15 protein-coding genes, 2 tRNA genes and 3 rRNA genes are annotated in these 18,233 nt (G+C 54.5%); 8 read left to right on the top strand and 12 right to left on the bottom strand.

Going from position 1 to position 18,233, the window contains the following annotated elements:
* Positions 1–50 precede the first annotated feature (50 nt).
* The 6 genes from rrf to gmhB form a co-directional block, all read right to left on the bottom strand.
* Positions 51–166, bottom strand: a 5S ribosomal RNA gene (rrf, locus tag V1599_RS07055).
* A 71-nt stretch (positions 167–237) separates the two neighbouring features.
* Positions 238–3,143 (bottom strand): 23S ribosomal RNA (locus V1599_RS07050).
* Between the two features lie 180 nt (positions 3,144–3,323).
* Positions 3,324–3,399: transfer RNA gene (locus V1599_RS07045), tRNA-Ala, on the bottom strand.
* A gap of 42 nt (positions 3,400–3,441) precedes the next feature.
* Positions 3,442–3,518 (bottom strand) — tRNA-Ile (locus V1599_RS07040).
* Between the two features lie 70 nt (positions 3,519–3,588).
* Positions 3,589–5,128, bottom strand: a 16S ribosomal RNA gene (locus tag V1599_RS07035).
* The 16S, 23S and 5S rRNA genes sit together here with 2 tRNA genes alongside, the layout of an rRNA operon.
* Before the next feature lie 366 nt (positions 5,129–5,494).
* On the bottom strand, positions 5,495–6,061 hold the full coding sequence (gene gmhB / locus V1599_RS07030; protein WP_297118381.1) for a D-glycero-beta-D-manno-heptose 1,7-bisphosphate 7-phosphatase: 567 nt from the start codon (positions 6,059–6,061) through the stop codon (positions 5,495–5,497).
* A 188-nt stretch (positions 6,062–6,249) separates the two neighbouring features.
* Here gmhB and metN point away from each other — a divergent pair, with 188 nt between their 5' ends.
* The 6 genes from metN to proS all read left to right on the top strand — a co-directional run bounded on the left by metN (position 6,250) and on the right by proS (position 11,830).
* A complete protein-coding gene (gene metN, locus V1599_RS07025; protein ID WP_112012892.1) occupies positions 6,250–7,281 on the top strand; it encodes a methionine ABC transporter ATP-binding protein MetN in 1,032 nt (343 codons plus the stop codon).
* A complete protein-coding gene (locus tag V1599_RS07020) occupies positions 7,274–7,927 on the top strand; it encodes a methionine ABC transporter permease MetI (protein ID WP_112012890.1) in 654 nt (217 codons plus the stop codon). The genes metN and V1599_RS07020 overlap by 8 nt, the downstream gene beginning before the upstream one ends.
* A 40-nt stretch (positions 7,928–7,967) precedes the next feature.
* A complete protein-coding gene (metQ, locus tag V1599_RS07015; RefSeq protein ID WP_112012888.1) occupies positions 7,968–8,783 on the top strand; it encodes a methionine ABC transporter substrate-binding lipoprotein MetQ in 816 nt (271 codons plus the stop codon).
* Between the two features lie 107 nt (positions 8,784–8,890).
* Entirely contained in the window at positions 8,891–9,295 is a 405-nt protein-coding gene (gene rcsF / locus V1599_RS07010) for an Rcs stress response system protein RcsF (RefSeq protein ID WP_395301249.1), read from the top strand.
* Entirely contained in the window at positions 9,292–9,999 is a 708-nt protein-coding gene (gene tsaA / locus V1599_RS07005) for a tRNA (N6-threonylcarbamoyladenosine(37)-N6)-methyltransferase TrmO (RefSeq protein WP_112012885.1), read from the top strand. The genes rcsF and tsaA overlap by 4 nt, the downstream gene beginning before the upstream one ends.
* A 112-nt stretch (positions 10,000–10,111) precedes the next feature.
* Positions 10,112–11,830, top strand: a complete 1,719-nt coding sequence (proS, locus tag V1599_RS07000; RefSeq protein WP_112012883.1) for a proline--tRNA ligase — start codon at positions 10,112–10,114, stop codon at positions 11,828–11,830.
* A gap of 50 nt (positions 11,831–11,880) precedes the next feature.
* On the opposite strand, the gene nlpE is transcribed toward proS, so the two are convergent.
* The 3 genes from nlpE to V1599_RS06985 are packed head-to-tail and all read right to left on the bottom strand — an operon-like array spanning position 11,881 to position 13,579.
* Entirely contained in the window at positions 11,881–12,579 is a 699-nt protein-coding gene (nlpE, locus tag V1599_RS06995) for an envelope stress response activation lipoprotein NlpE (protein WP_112012881.1), read from the bottom strand.
* Between the two features lie 35 nt (positions 12,580–12,614).
* The gene (gene arfB / locus V1599_RS06990; protein ID WP_112012880.1) at positions 12,615–13,037 is read right to left on the bottom strand and encodes an alternative ribosome rescue aminoacyl-tRNA hydrolase ArfB; all 423 of its coding nucleotides are present in this window, start codon (positions 13,035–13,037) and stop codon (positions 12,615–12,617) included.
* Entirely contained in the window at positions 13,034–13,579 is a 546-nt protein-coding gene (locus tag V1599_RS06985) for a YaeQ family protein (RefSeq protein ID WP_112012878.1), read from the bottom strand. The genes arfB and V1599_RS06985 overlap by 4 nt, the downstream gene beginning before the upstream one ends.
* Before the next feature lie 195 nt (positions 13,580–13,774).
* On the opposite strand from V1599_RS06985, the gene V1599_RS06980 reads away from it, so the two are divergent.
* A complete protein-coding gene (locus V1599_RS06980; RefSeq protein ID WP_112012876.1) occupies positions 13,775–13,975 on the top strand; it encodes a YaeP family protein in 201 nt (66 codons plus the stop codon).
* The gene (rof, locus tag V1599_RS06975) at positions 13,962–14,222 is read left to right on the top strand and encodes a Rho-binding antiterminator (RefSeq protein WP_112012875.1); all 261 of its coding nucleotides are present in this window, start codon (positions 13,962–13,964) and stop codon (positions 14,220–14,222) included. Before V1599_RS06980 ends, rof begins: the two co-directional genes overlap by 14 nt.
* A gap of 28 nt (positions 14,223–14,250) precedes the next feature.
* Here rof and tilS read toward each other — a convergent pair whose 3' ends face one another.
* From tilS to V1599_RS06960, 3 genes are all read right to left on the bottom strand, one after another.
* Positions 14,251–15,537 (bottom strand): tRNA lysidine(34) synthetase TilS, encoded by a 1,287-nt coding sequence (gene tilS / locus V1599_RS06970; RefSeq protein WP_112012873.1) that lies wholly within the window; start codon positions 15,535–15,537, stop codon positions 14,251–14,253.
* Between the two features lie 58 nt (positions 15,538–15,595).
* Positions 15,596–15,985: a VOC family protein gene (locus V1599_RS06965; RefSeq protein WP_395301248.1), complete on the bottom strand. Its 390-nt coding sequence runs from the start codon at positions 15,983–15,985 to the stop codon at positions 15,596–15,598.
* Between the two features lie 66 nt (positions 15,986–16,051).
* A complete protein-coding gene (locus V1599_RS06960; protein ID WP_395301247.1) occupies positions 16,052–18,193 on the bottom strand; it encodes a lysine decarboxylase LdcC in 2,142 nt (713 codons plus the stop codon).
* Positions 18,194–18,233: the final 40 nt, after the last annotated feature.

The raw sequence follows: 18,233 nt of genomic DNA, 5'->3' as shown, positions 1-18,233 counted from the left end.
AGACTGCTGTAACCACCGGATTTATGCACCGGCTTACTACTTAATTTGATGCCTGGCAGTTCCCTACTCTCACATGGGGAGACCCCACACTACCATCGGCGCTACGGCGTTTCACTTCTGAGTTCGGCATGGGGTCAGGTGGGACCACCGCGCTAAAGCCGCCAGGCAAATTCTGTTCATCTGTATCAGGCTGAATTTTGATTGTTCGTCTCTTCGCCAAAACACCTTCGGCGTTGTAAGGTTAAGCCTCACGGTTCATTAGTATCGGTTAGCTCAACGCATCGCTGCGCTTACACACCCGACCTATCAACGTCGTCGTCTTCAACGTTCCTTCAGGACCCTTAAAGGGTCAGGGAGAACTCATCTCGGGGCAAGTTTCGTGCTTAGATGCTTTCAGCACTTATCTCTTCCGCATTTAGCTACCGGGCAGTGCCATTGGCATGACAACCCGAACACCAGTGATGCGTCCACTCCGGTCCTCTCGTACTAGGAGCAGCCCCCCTCAATTCTCCAGCGCCCACGGCAGATAGGGACCGAACTGTCTCACGACGTTCTAAACCCAGCTCGCGTACCACTTTAAATGGCGAACAGCCATACCCTTGGGACCTACTTCAGCCCCAGGATGTGATGAGCCGACATCGAGGTGCCAAACACCGCCGTCGATATGAACTCTTGGGCGGTATCAGCCTGTTATCCCCGGAGTACCTTTTATCCGTTGAGCGATGGCCCTTCCATTCAGAACCACCGGATCACTATGACCTGCTTTCGCACCTGCTCGAGCCGTCACTCTCGCAGTCAAGCTAGCTTATGCCATTGCACTAACCTCCTGATGTCCGACCAGGATTAGCTAACCTTCGTGCTCCTCCGTTACTCTTTGGGAGGAGACCGCCCCAGTCAAACTACCCACCAGACACTGTCCGCAACCCGGATCACGGGTCTACGTTAGAACACCAGCCATTAAAGGGTGGTATTTCAAGGTTGGCTCCACGCAGACTGGCGTCCACGCTTCAAAGCCTCCCACCTATCCTACACATCAAGGACCAGTGTTCAGTGTCAAGCTATAGTAAAGGTTCACGGGGTCTTTCCGTCTTGCCGCGGGTACACTGCATCTTCACAGCGAGTTCAATTTCACTGAGTCTCGGGTGGAGACAGCCTGGCCATCATTACGCCATTCGTGCAGGTCGGAACTTACCCGACAAGGAATTTCGCTACCTTAGGACCGTTATAGTTACGGCCGCCGTTTACCGGGGCTTCGATCAAGAGCTTCGCGTTGCCGCTAACCCCATCAATTAACCTTCCGGCACCGGGCAGGCGTCACACCGTATACGTCCACTTTCGTGTTTGCACAGTGCTGTGTTTTTAATAAACAGTTGCAGCCAGCTGGTATCTTCGACTGATTTCAGCTCCACCCGCAGGGGCTTCACCTACATATCAGCGTGCCTTCTCCCGAAGTTACGGCACCATTTTGCCTAGTTCCTTCACCCGAGTTCTCTCAAGCGCCTTGGTATTCTCTACCTGACCACCTGTGTCGGTTTGGGGTACGATTTCGTGTTACCTGATGCTTAGAGGCTTTTCCTGGAAGCAGGGCATTTATCACTTCAGCACCGTAGTGCCTCGTCGTCACACCTCAGCGTTAATAAGGTACCGGATTTACCTGGAACCTCCGCCTACATGCTTAAACCGGGACAACCGTCGCCCGGCTGACATAGCCTTCTCCGTCCCCCCTTCGCAGTAACACCAAGTACAGGAATATTAACCTGTTTCCCATCGACTACGCCTTTCGGCCTCGCCTTAGGGGTCGACTCACCCTGCCCCGATTAACGTTGGACAGGAACCCTTGGTCTTCCGGCGAGCGGGCTTTTCACCCGCTTTATCGTTACTTATGTCAGCATTCGCACTTCTGATACCTCCAGCAACCCTCACAGGCCACCTTCAACGGCTTACAGAACGCTCCCCTACCCAACAACACCTGAGTGTCGCTGCCGCAGCTTCGGTGCATGGTTTAGCCCCGTTACATCTTCCGCGCAGGCCGACTCGACCAGTGAGCTATTACGCTTTCTTTAAATGATGGCTGCTTCTAAGCCAACATCCTGGCTGTCTGTGCCTTCCCACATCGTTTCCCACTTAACCATGACTTTGGGACCTTAGCTGGCGGTCTGGGTTGTTTCCCTCTTCACGACGGACGTTAGCACCCGCCGTGTGTCTCCCGTGATAACATTCTTCGGTATTCGTAGTTTGCATCGGGTTGGTAAGCCGGGATGGCCCCCTAGCCGAAACAGTGCTCTACCCCCGAAGATGAGTTCACGAGGCGCTACCTAAATAGCTTTCGGGGAGAACCAGCTATCTCCCGGTTTGATTGGCCTTTCACCCCCAGCCACAGGTCATCCGCTAATTTTTCAACATTAGTCGGTTCGGTCCTCCAGTTAGTGTTACCCAACCTTCAACCTGCCCATGGCTAGATCACCGGGTTTCGGGTCTATACCCTGCAACTTAACGCCCAGTTAAGACTCGGTTTCCCTTCGGCTCCCCTATACGGTTAACCTTGCTACAGAATATAAGTCGCTGACCCATTATACAAAAGGTACGCAGTCACACCACGAAGGTGCTCCCACTGCTTGTACGTACACGGTTTCAGGTTCTTTTTCACTCCCCTCGCCGGGGTTCTTTTCGCCTTTCCCTCACGGTACTGGTTCACTATCGGTCAGTCAGGAGTATTTAGCCTTGGAGGATGGTCCCCCCATATTCAGACAGGATACCACGTGTCCCGCCCTACTCTTCGAGTTCACAGCCTGTGTGCTTTCGTGTACGGGACTGTCACCCTGTACCGTGCGACTTTCCAGACGCTTCCACTAACACACAAGCTGATTCAGACTCTGGGCTGCTCCCCGTTCGCTCGCCGCTACTGGGGGAATCTCGGTTGATTTCTTTTCCTCGGGGTACTTAGATGTTTCAGTTCCCCCGGTTCGCCTCGTTAACCTATGTATTCAGTTAACGATAGTGTGACGAATCACACTGGGTTTCCCCATTCGGACATCGCCGGGTCAAGGGTTCATATCACCTCGCCGGCGCTTTTCGCAGATTAGCACGTCCTTCATCGCCTCTGACTGCCAGGGCATCCACCGTGTACGCTTAGTCGCTTAACCTCACAACCCGAAGATGTTTCTTTCGATTCATCATTGTGATTGCGAAAATTTGAGAGACTCGAACACACATAATATGTGTGTCGTTTCAATTTTCAGCTTGATCCAGATTTTTAAAGAGCAAAACTTCGCAGTGCACCTTTTCAGGTTCACTCTGAAGTTTTCTTGTTTATGCAGTAAAGATGGTGGAGCTATGCGGGATCGAACCGCAGACCTCCTGCGTGCAAAGCAGGCGCTCTCCCAGCTGAGCTATAGCCCCATCGTTTGCAATCTCTGTACCGCTCATCCTTTAAAAGGAGTTTGGTAGGCCTGAGTGGACTTGAACCACCGACCTCACCCTTATCAGGGGTGCGCTCTAACCACCTGAGCTACAAGCCTGCAGAGATTTTTACTGCTGTTTTTTCATCAGACAATCTGTGTGGACACTACAAAGGCAGGTTCTTTAAGGTAAGGAGGTGATCCAACCGCAGGTTCCCCTACGGTTACCTTGTTACGACTTCACCCCAGTCATGAATCACAAAGTGGTAAGCGCCCTCCCGAAGGTTAAGCTACCTACTTCTTTTGCAACCCACTCCCATGGTGTGACGGGCGGTGTGTACAAGGCCCGGGAACGTATTCACCGTAGCATTCTGATCCACGATTACTAGCGATTCCGACTTCATGGAGTCGAGTTGCAGACTCCAATCCGGACTACGACGTACTTTATGAGGTCCGCTTGCTCTCGCGAGGTCGCTTCTCTTTGTATACGCCATTGTAGCACGTGTGTAGCCCTACTCGTAAGGGCCATGATGACTTGACGTCATCCCCACCTTCCTCCAGTTTATCACTGGCAGTCTCCTTTGAGTTCCCGGCCTAACCGCTGGCAACAAAGGATAAGGGTTGCGCTCGTTGCGGGACTTAACCCAACATTTCACAACACGAGCTGACGACAGCCATGCAGCACCTGTCTCAGAGTTCCCGAAGGCACCAAAGCATCTCTGCTAAGTTCTCTGGATGTCAAGAGTAGGTAAGGTTCTTCGCGTTGCATCGAATTAAACCACATGCTCCACCGCTTGTGCGGGCCCCCGTCAATTCATTTGAGTTTTAACCTTGCGGCCGTACTCCCCAGGCGGTCTATTTAACGCGTTAGCTCCGGAAGCCACGCCTCAAGGGCACAACCTCCAAATAGACATCGTTTACGGCGTGGACTACCAGGGTATCTAATCCTGTTTGCTCCCCACGCTTTCGCACCTGAGCGTCAGTCTTCGTCCAGGGGGCCGCCTTCGCCACCGGTATTCCTCCAGATCTCTACGCATTTCACCGCTACACCTGGAATTCTACCCCCCTCTACGAGACTCAAGCCTGCCAGTTTCGAATGCAGTTCCCAGGTTGAGCCCGGGGATTTCACATCCGACTTGACAGACCGCCTGCGTGCGCTTTACGCCCAGTAATTCCGATTAACGCTTGCACCCTCCGTATTACCGCGGCTGCTGGCACGGAGTTAGCCGGTGCTTCTTCTGCGGGTAACGTCAATCGACAAGGTTATTAACCTTATCGCCTTCCTCCCCGCTGAAAGTACTTTACAACCCGAAGGCCTTCTTCATACACGCGGCATGGCTGCATCAGGCTTGCGCCCATTGTGCAATATTCCCCACTGCTGCCTCCCGTAGGAGTCTGGACCGTGTCTCAGTTCCAGTGTGGCTGGTCATCCTCTCAGACCAGCTAGGGATCGTCGCCTAGGTGAGCCGTTACCCCACCTACTAGCTAATCCCATCTGGGCACATCCGATGGCAAGAGGCCCGAAGGTCCCCCTCTTTGGTCTTGCGACGTTATGCGGTATTAGCTACCGTTTCCAGTAGTTATCCCCCTCCATCGGGCAGTTTCCCAGACATTACTCACCCGTCCGCCGCTCGTCACCCGAGAGCAAGCTCTCTGTGCTACCGCTCGACTTGCATGTGTTAGGCCTGCCGCCAGCGTTCAATCTGAGCCATGATCAAACTCTTCAATTTAAGTTTGATGCTCGTGAATTAAACTTCGTAATGAATTACGTGTTCACTCAGAGACTTGGCATTCATTTTTCGTCCGAGGACGTTAAGAATCCATGTCACTTTGAGTGCCCACACAGATTGTCTGATAAATTGTTAAAGAGCAGTGCAACGCGGCTTTCGCTCACCGTTGCGAGGTGGCGTATAATACGCTTTCCTCTTTCAGAGTCAACCCGTTATTTCAGGATTTTTTCTCTTCAACCGAGCGGGTTGTTTGTGAAGTGATTCACATCTGCCGTGTCGATGGAGGCGCATTATAGGGAGCCGCCGAGGAATGACAAGCGGAAAAATGCATTTTTATTTTAACCGCTCACCTTTTCACCAAAAAGGCTATTTTTGGTTCTTTTTAATCTCTTTTGGCAGATCGGCCAGGCTATTAATCACCCAATCCGCAGCGCTTTCCGCTTCAGGCGTTACTGGCTTACCCGTACGCACTAATACTTTAGTGCCAACGCCAGCCGCTGTAGCCGCCTGCATATCTTCGAATTTGTCGCCCACCATATAGGAAGCATCCATATCAATGTGCAGGAACTCCTGCGCAGAGATGAACATCCCCGGATGCGGCTTACGGCAATCACAGGTCTGGCGATACTCTTCTACAGTTCCCTGCGGATGATGCGGGCAGTAGTAGATACCATCAAGATCAACACCGCGATCGGCCAGCGACCAGTCCATCCATTCTGTCAGCGTCTCGAACTGCGCCTCGGTGAATTTACCGCGCGCGATACCGGACTGGTTGGTCACGACGATCAGCGCATAGCCCATCTCTTTTAGCTGGCGCATTGCATCGATTACGCCGTCGATAAATTCAAATTCATCTATCTCATGCACATAGCCATGATCGACATTAATAGTGCCATCACGATCGAGAAAAATTGCGGGTACGGAATTTGCCACCGGTTTGCTCCTGAAAAAGGCATTTCCCGCTAGTATCTCATGAATTGGTAAGCAATAAAGTGCTCATCGTACACAGCTGGATTGATTTAGACGTCTGGATGCCTTAACATCCATTTTGTTTACGGTCATCACCCGTATCTGGCAGAAGAAAATGCCACGGCTAACTTACATACGATAAAAATAATCTAATGATTAAACTTTCCAATATCACCAAGGTGTTCCAGCAGGGAAACCGTACGATTCAGGCGCTAAACAACGTCAGCCTGCACGTTCCTGCTGGTCAAATTTATGGCGTCATTGGCGCATCGGGAGCGGGTAAAAGCACGCTCATCCGCTGTGTTAACCTGCTTGAGCGTCCAACCCAGGGCAGCGTTGAGGTGGGCGGCCAGGAACTTACCGCTCTTTCTGAAAAAGAATTAACAAAAGCACGTCGCCAGATTGGCATGATCTTCCAGCATTTTAACCTGCTGGCCTCTCGCACCGTTTTTGGTAACGTTGCGCTGCCGCTTGAACTGGACAATACGCCGAAAGATGAAGTGAAGCGCCGCGTAACCGAACTGCTCGACCTGGTCGGGCTGGGCGACAAGCATGATAGCTACCCGGCCAACCTCTCCGGCGGGCAAAAGCAGCGCGTAGCGATAGCCCGTGCGCTGGCAAGCAATCCAAAAGTGCTGCTGTGCGATGAAGCCACCAGCGCACTTGATCCGGCCACCACGCGCTCCATTCTTGAGCTGCTGAAAGATATTAACCGCCGTCTGGGCCTCACGATCCTCCTTATTACGCACGAGATGGACGTGGTGAAACGCATCTGCGACTGCGTGGCAGTGATCAGCAACGGTGAACTGATTGAGCAGGATACGGTAAGCGAAGTGTTCTCACATCCGAAGACGCCGCTGGCGCAGCAGTTCATTCAGTCCACGCTGCATCTGGATATTCCGGAAGATTATCTGGAGCGTTTAAAAACTCAAGCCACGGCAGACAGCGTTCCTATGCTGCGCATGGAGTTCACAGGCCAGTCGGTTGATGCCCCTCTGCTTTCCGAAACCGCGCGTCGTTTTAACGTCAATAACAACATTATCAGCGCGCAGATGGATTACGCCGGCGGCGTGAAGTTCGGCATCATGCTGACCGAAATGCACGGCGCGCAAGAAGAAACACAGGCGGCCATTGCCTGGCTGCAAGAACACCATGTAAAAGTAGAGGTACTGGGTTATGTCTGAGCCGATGATGTGGCTGCTGGTTCGCGGCGTTTGGGAAACGCTGGCAATGACCTTCGTATCGGGATTCTTTGGTTTCGTGATTGGCCTGCCTGTCGGCGTGCTGCTGTACGTCACGCGTCCAGGGCAAATTATTGAGAACGCGAAGCTGTATCGCACGCTTTCCGCGCTGGTGAATATCTTCCGCTCCATTCCGTTCATTATTCTGCTGGTATGGATGATTCCGTTCACGCGCGTGATCGTTGGTACGTCTATCGGCCTGCAGGCCGCCATTGTGCCGCTGACCGTGGGCGCAGCACCGTTTATCGCACGTATGGTTGAAAATGCGCTTCTGGAGATCCCAACGGGCCTGATTGAGGCGTCCCGCGCTATGGGAGCCACGCCGATGCAGATCGTGCGCAAAGTCCTGCTGCCTGAAGCCATGCCGGGCCTGGTGAACGCGGCCACCATCACGCTGATTACCCTCGTCGGTTATTCCGCGATGGGGGGGGCGGTTGGCGCCGGCGGCCTGGGCCAGATTGGCTATCAGTACGGTTATATTGGTTATAACGCTACCGTAATGAATACCGTTCTGGTATTGCTGGTCGTTCTGGTTTATTTAATCCAATTCTCTGGCGATCGTATCGTCCGGGCTGTTACGCATAAATAACGTTACACACAACACAAACTCGACGAGTTAAGGATAAGACATGACGTTTAAATTAAAGACCTTTGCTGCGGTAGGCGCGCTGATTGGTTCTCTGGCCCTCGTGGGTTGTGGCCAGGACGAGAAAGATCCAAATCACATTAAAGTCGGCGTGATCGTGGGTGCCGAGCAGCAGGTGGCTGAAGCGGCTCAGAAAGTAGCAAAAGAGAAATACGGTCTGGACGTCGAGCTGGTGACCTTCAACGATTACGTTCTGCCTAACGAAGCGCTGAGCAAGGGCGATATTGATGCCAATGCCTTCCAGCACAAACCTTACCTGGACCAGCAGATCAAAGATCGCGGCTACAAGCTGGTCGGTGTGGGCAACACGTTCGTTTACCCAATTGCGGGCTACTCGAAGAAAATTAAATCGCTGGACGAGCTGCAGCCGGGCTCTCAGGTTGCGGTACCTAACGATCCGACCAACCTTGGCCGCTCCCTGCTGCTGCTGCAAAAAGTGGGCCTGATTAAGCTGAAAGACGGCGTTGGCCTGCTGCCAACCGTTCTTGATGTGACCGAGAATCCGAAAAATCTGAAACTGGTTGAGCTGGAAGCGCCGCAGCTGCCGCGCTCCCTGGACGATGCGCAGATCGCACTGGCCGTTATCAACACCACCTACGCCAGCCAGATTGGCCTGACGCCAGCGAAAGACGGCATCTTCGTTGAAGACAAGGACTCCCCGTACGTCAACCTGATCGTGACGCGCGAAGACAACAAAGACGCGGAAAACGTGAAAAAATTTGTTCAGGCATACCAGTCTGAAGAAGTTTATCAGGAAGCCAACAAAGTGTTTAACGGCGGCGCTGTTAAAGGCTGGTAATCTTACCGCAGTGTAATATCATCAGGACGGGCTTATGCCCGTCCTTGTCATTTATGCGGGCAACTGATTCAATATCTGACGTTTTGATTATCCATTGAGGAACTATTATGCGTGCTTTACCGATCTGTCTATTAGCACTGATGCTGAGCGGCTGTTCCATGCTAAGCAGATCTCCTGTTGAACCCGTTCAAAGCACTGCAACCCCGCCAAAAGCGGAGCCAGCAAAACCGAAAGCCTCGCGCCCCGCACCGGTGCGCATCATCACCAAAGCCGACGATCTTGTAGGCAAGCCTTTCCGCGAGCTGGGTGAAGTCAGCGGCGAATCCTGCCAGGCAACCAATCAGGACTCACCGCCGAATATCCCAACGGCGCGTAAGCGCATGCAGATTAACGCGTCGAAGATGAAAGCCAACGCGGTCCTGCTGCACAGCTGTGAAGTCACCAGCGGCACGCCAGGCTGCTACCGTCAGGCGGTTTGCATCGGCTCTGCGCTTAACATCACGGCGAAATGAGTGCATTTCAGTTTGAGCAAATTGGCGTCATCCGCTCACCCTATAAAGAGAAATTCGCCGTACCGCGCCAGCCGGGTCTGGTCAAAAACTGCGGTGGCGAGCTTCATCTGATTGCGCCTTATAATCAGAGCGATGCCGTACGCGGGCTTGAGGCGTTCAGCCATCTGTGGGTACTTTTTGTCTTTCATCAAACGATGGAAGGCGGCTGGCGCCCTACGGTACGCCCACCGCGTCTGGGTGGAAACGCCAGAATGGGCGTGTTTGCGACGCGCTCAACGTTTCGCCCAAATCCCATCGGCATGTCGCTGGTTGAACTGAAAGGCATACGCAGTGAGAAAGAGAAGGTCATCCTGGAGCTTGGCAGCCTCGACCTGGTCGACGGCACGCCGGTTGTCGACATTAAGCCATATCTACCTTTTGCGGAATCGCTGCCTAACGCCCGCGCCAGCTACGCACAGGATGCGCCGCGGGCAGATATGCCAGTCTATTTCACGCAGACGATTGCCGATCAGCTTACGCAGCTTGAAAAACGCTACCCGCACCTTCGTGACTTTATTGCGGAAGTATTGGCTCAGGACCCCCGTCCCGCCTACCGTAAAGAAGAGGATGCAGGTAAAACCTACGCCGTCTGGCTGCTGGATTTTAACGTTCGCTGGCGCGTGACCGAGGCAGGATTCGAAGTCTTTGCCCTCGAGCCCAGGTAATTTTATCCTTCTCTCTTTTGGCATCTTTGCCACACTGGTAAACTAAACCACTTTTTTTGTGTCAGGCTGGTGATTCAGCCTGTTCAAATCGTCGAAATGGAACCGTAACAACATGCGTACTAGCCAATATCTGCTCTCCACTCTGAAGGAGACACCTGCCGACGCCGAAGTGATCAGCCACCAGCTGATGCTGCGCGCCGGGATGATCCGCAAGCTGGCCTCCGGATTGTACACCTGGTTGCCGACCGGCGTGCGCGTCCTGAAAAAAGTCGAAAACATCGTGCGTGAAGAGATGAACAACGCCGGTGCAATCGAGGTGTTAATGCCCGTGGTTCAGCCCTCTGAACTGTGGCAGGAGAGTGGTCGCTGGGAGCAGTACGGTCCCGAACTGCTGCGTATCGCCGATCGCGGCGATCGTCCGTTTGTTCTCGGCCCAACGCATGAAGAGGTCATTACCGATCTGATCCGCAACGAGCTGAGCTCTTACAAGCAGCTGCCGCTGAACTTCTTCCAGATCCAGACCAAGTTCCGTGACGAAGTGCGTCCACGTTTTGGCGTGATGCGCTCCCGCGAATTCCTGATGAAAGATGCTTACTCTTTCCATACCTCTCAGGAATCTCTGCAGGAGACCTACGATAAAATGTATGAAGCTTACAGCAAAATCTTCTCCCGCATGGGTCTGGATTTCCGTGCTGTACAGGCTGATACCGGTTCAATCGGCGGTAGCGCATCCCACGAGTTCCAGGTTCTGGCGCAGAGCGGCGAAGACGATGTGATCTTCTCTGACTCCTCTGATTACGCCGCTAACATCGAGTTTGCAGAAGCCCTGGCACCAAAAGCGCCACGCGCCGCAGCAACCGAAGAGATGACTCTGGTTGATACGCCGAACGCCAAAACCATCGCCGAGCTGGTTGAGCAGTTCAATCTGCCGATTGAGAAAACGGTTAAAACGCTGCTGGTTAAATCGGCCGAAGGCAGCGCATACCCGCTGGTTGCCCTTCTAGTGCGTGGCGATCACGAGCTGAACGAAGTGAAAGCAGAAAAACTGCCACAGGTTGCCAGCCCGCTGACGTTTGCTACGGAAGCAGAAATCCGTGCCGTCGTGAACGCCGGTCCTGGCTCTCTGGGCCCGGTGAATATGCCAATTCCTGTGGTCGTTGACCGCACGGTTGCCGCGATGAGCGACTTCTCTGCTGGCGCTAACATCGACGGTAAACACTACTTCGGCATTAACTGGGACCGCGACGTCGCGACGCCAGAAGTGGCTGATATCCGTAACGTGGTTGCGGGCGATCCAAGCCCGGACGGCCAGGGTACGCTGATGATTAAACGCGGTATCGAAGTGGGCCATATCTTCCAGCTGGGCGATAAGTACTCCCGCGCCATGAATGCGGCGGTTCAGGGCGAAGATGGTCGTAACCAAGTGCTGACCATGGGTTGCTACGGTATCGGGGTCACGCGCGTGGTTGCTGCCGCTATTGAGCAGAACTTCGACGAGCGCGGTATCGTCTGGCCGGACAACATTGCGCCGTTCCAGGTAGCCATCCTGCCAATGAACATGCACAAGTCTTACCGCGTTCAGGAACTGGCAGAAAAGCTGTATAACGAGCTGCGCGCTCAGGGCGTTGACGTGCTGATGGACGATCGTAAAGAGCGCCCAGGCGTGATGTTCGCCGATATGGAACTGATCGGTATCCCACATACCATCGTTATCGGCGACCGTAACCTCGACAACGATGAGATTGAATACAAGTACCGTCGTAACGGCGAGAAGCAGATGATCAAGACCGGCGACATCCTTGATTACCTGATAAAAGCCATCAAAGGCTAAAAAAACAAAAACCCCGCTCAGGCGGGGTTTTTTATTGGCTCTCGAAGAAGCTATTTGCTGCTACAGTCTTTACCCGCGGCAAACTTCGCGTCTTTATCCACCACCAGCGTTTTCACCAGCTCCCCGCTGTCCGGGTTCGGTTCCACCGTAAAATGACCGTCCACCGTCAACAACACCGGCTTGCTGTCATTGCCTCGCGCAACGGCATAATCACGCTCAAGCTGGGCATTATTCGCTACGCTCACTTTCTTGCCGGTTGCACAGTCGGTAAAGATTGCCGCATCCGCCATGTAGAAATACATGCCGCGCATCGCCATCGGCGTAGCAGGCAGCGCCGCTTTTACCGGCGCGAGGGTGTAGTTAAACTGAGATTCAATCGGGTTGCCCTCGCGATCGAGCATCTCCATTCCTTCACCTTTAGCGCGGAAATAGGTTTTATCTCCGGTGGTATCGGTCAACACCAGCTTCTCAGCCGTGCGCGCCCAGGTTCCGTAAGAGGCAAAGGATGAAGGTTCTTTTGCCCCCTGATAGCGCTGGTTCATTACCCAAGAGCCATCCTTTTCGAGGAATAACGTGGTTTCGATACCTTCGCAATCCGCACACGGCAATACGCCGCGCCAGCTCTGCTGCATCGGTTTTAATTCTTCGGTGGGCGCAGGCTGTAATACCTGCGTTTCTGAACGATTGTTACACCCGAAAAGCGCAAAGAGCGTCGTCACGGCTAATGCTGAAAATAGTGCTTTTTTCACAATGAATCCCTTATGAAAAAGTGTGTTCCATTTCGTCACTCCATAGGGCGACGAACTTTACCGCGCAGCGCTTTTACCGTGGATTTTTGCGACTTTGACGACAACCGGCGCTCTTTCGAGGCGCGGGTTGGACGCGTAGCCCGACGAGTTTTCTGCACTGCGGTTAATTCTTTGATGAGGGCGACCAGCCTTGCCATCGCCGCCTCACGGTTTAATTCCTGGCTGCGGTACTCCTGTGCCTTAATCACAATCACACCGTCGCTGGTGATCAGATGATGGCTAGCGGCCAGCAGGCTCTCTTTATAATACTCTGGCAGGCTAGAGGCCCGAATGTCAAAGCGCAAATGGATAGCCGTTGATGCCTTATTGACGTGCTGCCCGCCCGCCCCCTGCGCGCGGATGGCGGTGATCTCAAGCTCGCTGTCAGGAATGCTGACATTACGGGACAAAACAATCATGGCGCGGGCTGCCACGCCGTGAAGTGAATTTCCAGATTATTCTGAGAATCAGAAAGCCAAATCGCACCGTCCTGAATCGTCGCCTGCAGGACCATCGTGCGGCCAGCAAACGCGCTCAGCTGCGCCAGCTGCTCATCGTCCAGATACCAGACGGCCAGGTTGGCAAACTGCCCGCACTTGCTTTTGTTCTGCTGCCACCAAATTTCAGCCGCACGCTGATTATATGCAAACAACGCCACTTCCGCGGACTGGGTGCACGCCTTTTTAATCCGACGCTCGTCCGGCAGGCCGAGCTCAATCCACAGATCGATACCCATGTGGTCATTACGCAGCCAGGCTTCCGGCTCGTCTTCCGCGCTGAGTCCGCGGGTGAATTGCAGGCGCTCGTTGGCATACTTAATCCACGCCAGCAGGCGCAGCATCATCCGCTCCTGGGTTTCTGAAGGATGACGTGCCAGGGTCAATGACGCATCAAGGAACTGATTGCGGTCAAGATCCGCCACGTTGACCACCGCTTTATAAATTGTCGCTTTCAGCGCCATGAGAAAACTCCTTTCGTATCAGGCGCACATTGTAGCGAAAACCGCGTCAAAAGGCTGTTACACATTGATGTTTAGCCCCCATCAAGGCGCTGATATTGCTTAAATGAGTATGGTATAGTCACCTTGCTAAACCGAGTTTATCTTCGTAGGCTTATGGATATCTCACAGTAAGTCAGTGCGCTGGCGGGAGGGGATGTGAATAATTATTGTGAGTTAATTCGCAAACGGTATGCGGAAATCGCCAGCGGCGATCTGGGCTATATTCCAGATGCTCTGGGCTGTGTATTGAAAGTGCTAAATGAAATGGCCTCGGATGAGAGCCTTTCTGAATCGGTCAGGGAAAAAGCAGCGTATGCTGCGGCGAATTTACTGGTGAGCGATTATGTCGATGAATGATACTTATCAACCCATCAATTGTGATGACTATGACAACCTCGAACTCGCCTGCCAGCATCATTTATTACTGACGCTGGAGCTTAAAGATGGCGAGGTGTTGAAGGCAAAGGCCAGCGACCTGGTTTCACGCAAAAATGTGGAATATCTGGTCGTAGAAGAAACGGGCGCAACGCGCGAACTGCGCCTTGATAGAATTGCCAGCTTTAGCCACCCGCAAATCGGCACCGTCGTGGTAAGCGAATCCTGATAATTTTCACGGGCAGCCTGGCTGCCCGCTACCTTTTCCACTGAAAGCAAACGCCCTCTTCCGCCCATCCTTCTTGCGTAACAAAAGCGCCCGCCGCCGCAATCAGCGTTTCGTTGTAAAACAGCAGCGGCGTGGTATCGCGCCGCCAGGGCGGCACGTTAAGCTCCTGCCAGATTTTTTTTAGCTTGCGCCCGCCGTTGCGCCCCACAATGTGCAGCATGCCGCCGGCCTTAAAGCGCACGGTAACCGCTTCATCGGCTCGAGGTAAACGGACGTTGCCGGAAGGGGCGAGGCAAACATGGCCCGCGCGGCCGGGCAGCACCAGCGCGTCGTTCGTATCGGCCCAGCTCAGTACGGTATCCGCCAGAGACGGCGTCGCGCCGATCCACCAGAGGCGGCCCTTATAGCGCCTCACTTCGTAACCGCTAAGATGCACGCGTGGCTCAGCGTCCTCTCGCGCCTGCGCGACTTCATCCCAGATTCGAACGAGCATGGCGCGGGACGGCATTGGCGCATGATGAGAGGCCAGCCAGCGGCGCAGCAGCGCGGCGCGGCGAGCGGCGCTTACGTCCTCAAGCGGCGCAATGGCCAGCGCGCCGTCGGCAGACGTCAGCTTAGCCAACTCCTCCCCCAGCAGTTCATCCAGCAGGCCTTCCTGCTCGGCGCAGAGCGCGGCGCTTCTCGACGTCGCCTCGGCGAAATGCGCCCAGCGCGCGGTCAAAAGCGGCAAAATCTTAAGGCGAAGAAAGTTGCGATCGTAGCCGTCATCCTGATTGCTTTCGTCCTCAATCCAGCGAAGATCGTGCTCCTGCGCCCACGCTTCCAGCGACGCGCGCGTTTCGCCCAGCAGCGGTCGAATCAGATGCGCTCCCGCGAAGTCAGCGCGCGCAGGCATAGCCGAGAGTCCTGCCGGGCCGCTTCCCCGCTTGAGGGCAAGTAAAAAGGTTTCACACTGATCGTCCAGATGCTGGGCCGTCACCAGCGCTTCGCCAGCGCGCAGCGTGTCGGCAAAGGCGGCATACCGGGCTTTGCGCGCCTGTGCCTCAACGCCCAGCCCCTCTTCCCGCAGCGTTACGCGCGTAATCACGAGCGGGATCTTCCACCCGGCACAGAGCGCTTCGCAGTGTGCCGCCCACGCGTCGGCATGAGGGCTCAGTCCGTGATGGATGTGAATTGCCCGGAGCTGCACGTCAGGATTGGCATCGCGCCAGAGCTTTAGCCGATGGAGTAAAACGGTGGAATCCAGCCCGCCGCTAAACCCCACCAGCAGCTGGCGGTAAGGTGAAACGGCTTGTGCGATAGCGGGTAAGGTCATAGAAAATTACACATAAAAAATGCCCGTACTGAGCGGGCATTATCACACAGGATGAACATTACTGCTGGTAAAGCTCCAGCGGCAGACCATCGGGATCGTTGAAAAAGGTAAAACGCTTATCCGTGAACGGATCGACGCGAATCGCTTCACAGGTCACGCCGTGGTCTTCCAGATGTGCAACCGCGCGATCGATGTCGTCAACGCTGAAAGCCAGATGACGCAGGCCGCAGGCTTCCGGCCGGGAAGGTCGCGCGGGCGGAAAAGGGAATGAAAACAGCTCAATCACGTATTGCCCGTTTAGCGCGAGGTCACCTTTCCAGGAGTCGCGCTCTTCCCGGTAGGCTTCGCCGAGCAGCGTGAAGCCAAGAATATCGCAGTAGAACGCCTTACTTTTTGCGTAGTCGGTGGCAATAATCGCAATATGATGAACCTGTTTTAAACCGAGCATAGGGTCTCCTTTTTATGATGCCCTGAACGTTACAACCGACTGCGCGCCCGGGGCAAGCGACCGGGCCTATTTTAGGACTCGTACCCAGTAACCGCCCTGCTCATCGCGCTTAGCCCCGTGAATATCCGTCTCGAAGCCCGGATAATGGCGACCTACCGAGCAGAGCATCAGCAGAAAATCGAGCACCGCGCGGCTCTCTTCGGTAATCACCTCCCCCGGCATCAGCAGCGGCACGCCCGGCGGATAGGGCAGGATCATGTTGGCCGATACGCGCCCAACGAGATTTTCCAGCTCAACGGTTTCCACTTCCCCTTTAACCTGCTGCTGCCAGGCCCTGTGCGGGGTAAGCTTCATTTCAGGCAGAACGTCAAACGCCTGCAGCATCAGGCGCGGCAGATCGTGCTGGCGGATCAGCCTGTGGATCCCCTGCGCCAGATCCTGAATACGCATGTTGCGGTAGAAGTCGGGATCTTCCGCATAGAGATCCGGCAGCATGTTCCTCACCCGCAAATTGAGATCGTAGGCGCGCTTGAACTCCATCAGGCCGCGCAGCAGGCCCATCGCGCGGGTCTTATCGATTCCGATGCTGAACAGGAACAGCAGGTTGTAAGGCCCTGTTTTCTCAACCACTACGCCGCGCTCGCCGCGCTCATCGAGAAATTTCGCCACCAGCGCGGCCGGAATGCCCTCATCGCTCATTGCGCCCTGCCCGTCCATGCCGGGCGTCAGGATCGTCACTTTTACCGGATCGAGGAACATGTGGTCCGCGTCAGCATCGCGGAAACCGTGCCAGCTTTCGCCCGGCGAGACGGGCCAGCACGCCGCCTCGTCGATCTCTTCCGGCTGCCAGATATCAAAGAACCAGCCGTCGGCCTCGTCTTTCAGCCGCTGTACTTCTTTGCGAAAATGCAGCGCGCGTTCCACCGAGCGATTAATCAAACGCTTGCCCGGATTTCCACGCAGCATCGCCGCCGCCGTTTCAATCGACGCCACCAGCGGATAGCTCGGCGAGGTGGTGGTGTGCATCATAAAGGCTTCATTAAAGGTGTCTTCATCGTATTCACCTTTAATGTGGATCAGCGAGGCCTGGGAAAACGCCGCCAGCATCTTGTGCGTCGACTGGGTTTCGAAGAAGACTTTGCCCGGCACCCGCTCACCGCTCATGCCGCTTTTCCCTTCGTAAATCGGATGGAAATTGGTATACGGCACCCATGCGGAATCAAAGTGAATCGACGGCACGTCCAGCGTCTGCTTGATCCAGTTGGTGTTATAGAGCAGCCCGTCGTAGGTTGAGTTGGTGATCACCGCGTGGATCGGCCAGCTTGCGCCTGGAGTTACCGCAACCTTGGTCTCAATAGACGCAGGCGTAAACTCACGGCGCGGAATACCGCCGAGAATGCCGAGGGCGTTGCGGGTAGGCGACAGCCACAGCGGCACCACGTCGCTCATCATCAGCAGGTGCGCCAGCGACTTATGGCAGTTGCGGTCGATCAGCAACGTACTGCCGGCGGGCGCGGCGTACATGCCGACGATCTTGTTCGAGGTCGAGGTGCCGTTGGTCACCATATAGCTCTGCTCGGCGCCAAAGGTACGGGCGATGTACTCCTCGGCTTCCAGATGCGGACCGGTGTGGTCAAGCAGCGAGCCAAGCTCGGTAACCGAAATCGACACGTCGGCCTTAAGCGTGTTTCCGCCGAAGAAATCATAGAACAGGCAGCCCACCGGGCTTTTCTGATAGGCCGTGCCCGCCATGTGCCCCGGGGTGCAGAAGGTGTACTTTCCCTCCTTCACGTAGGTAAACAGCGCGCGGGTAAACGGCGGCGTGATGTTATCGAGGTACTCACGGGTATATTGCTGGATGCGGGTCGCAATATCTTCTGCAACGCCGAGAGAGTACTCAAAGAACCACAGCGCCATGCGCATATCCTGGGCGCTGACGTCCATCGTGGAGTGGGTATTGATAAACGCGTACAGCGGCAGATATTCGTTCAGCTTATTAATTTCGCTGCACAGCTCCAGATCGTATTCGTCCCAGTCAAAAATCACGCCGCAGATGCGCGGGTTGTGTTCGATAAACTTAAGCAGGTCGGCGCTGTTGTGCGGCCAGATAAGCTGATACCCCAGAGACTGCAGCTCTTTCTCCAGCTCCTTGATGGGTTCGTCTTTATAAAAGACCCCATGTGGCCCCATGATGGCAATGATGTTCATGGTTTACCTCCTTGAAATACATCAGCTAAGCATAGCCAGG

It is taken from the genome of Enterobacter sp. ECC-175 (assembly GCF_043968675.1).
GTDB lineage: Bacteria > Pseudomonadota > Gammaproteobacteria > Enterobacterales > Enterobacteriaceae > Enterobacter.
Note: the sequence above shows the minus strand (reverse complement) of the source record. Positions and strands in the feature narration are given on the sequence as shown.

Excerpts from the sequence above, each read along its gene's own strand:
- metN (WP_112012892.1), top strand. The coding sequence starts at position 6,250 with ATGATTAAACTTTCCAATATCACCAAGGTGTTCCAGCAGGGAAACCGT.
- V1599_RS07020 (WP_112012890.1), top strand. The coding sequence starts at position 7,274 with ATGTCTGAGCCGATGATGTGGCTGCTGGTTCGCGGCGTTTGGGAAACG.
- metQ (WP_112012888.1), top strand. The coding sequence starts at position 7,968 with ATGACGTTTAAATTAAAGACCTTTGCTGCGGTAGGCGCGCTGATTGGT.
- rcsF (WP_395301249.1), top strand. The coding sequence starts at position 8,891 with ATGCGTGCTTTACCGATCTGTCTATTAGCACTGATGCTGAGCGGCTGT.
- tsaA (WP_112012885.1), top strand. The coding sequence starts at position 9,292 with ATGAGTGCATTTCAGTTTGAGCAAATTGGCGTCATCCGCTCACCCTAT.
- proS (WP_112012883.1), top strand. The coding sequence starts at position 10,112 with ATGCGTACTAGCCAATATCTGCTCTCCACTCTGAAGGAGACACCTGCC.
- arfB (WP_112012880.1), bottom strand. The coding sequence starts at position 13,037 with ATGATTGTTTTGTCCCGTAATGTCAGCATTCCTGACAGCGAGCTTGAG.
- V1599_RS06985 (WP_112012878.1), bottom strand. The coding sequence starts at position 13,579 with ATGGCGCTGAAAGCGACAATTTATAAAGCGGTGGTCAACGTGGCGGAT.
- rof (WP_112012875.1), top strand. The coding sequence starts at position 13,962 with ATGTCGATGAATGATACTTATCAACCCATCAATTGTGATGACTATGAC.
- tilS (WP_112012873.1), bottom strand. The coding sequence starts at position 15,537 with ATGACCTTACCCGCTATCGCACAAGCCGTTTCACCTTACCGCCAGCTG.
- V1599_RS06965 (WP_395301248.1), bottom strand. The coding sequence starts at position 15,985 with ATGCTCGGTTTAAAACAGGTTCATCATATTGCGATTATTGCCACCGAC.
- V1599_RS06960 (WP_395301247.1), bottom strand. The coding sequence starts at position 18,193 with ATGAACATCATTGCCATCATGGGGCCACATGGGGTCTTTTATAAAGAC.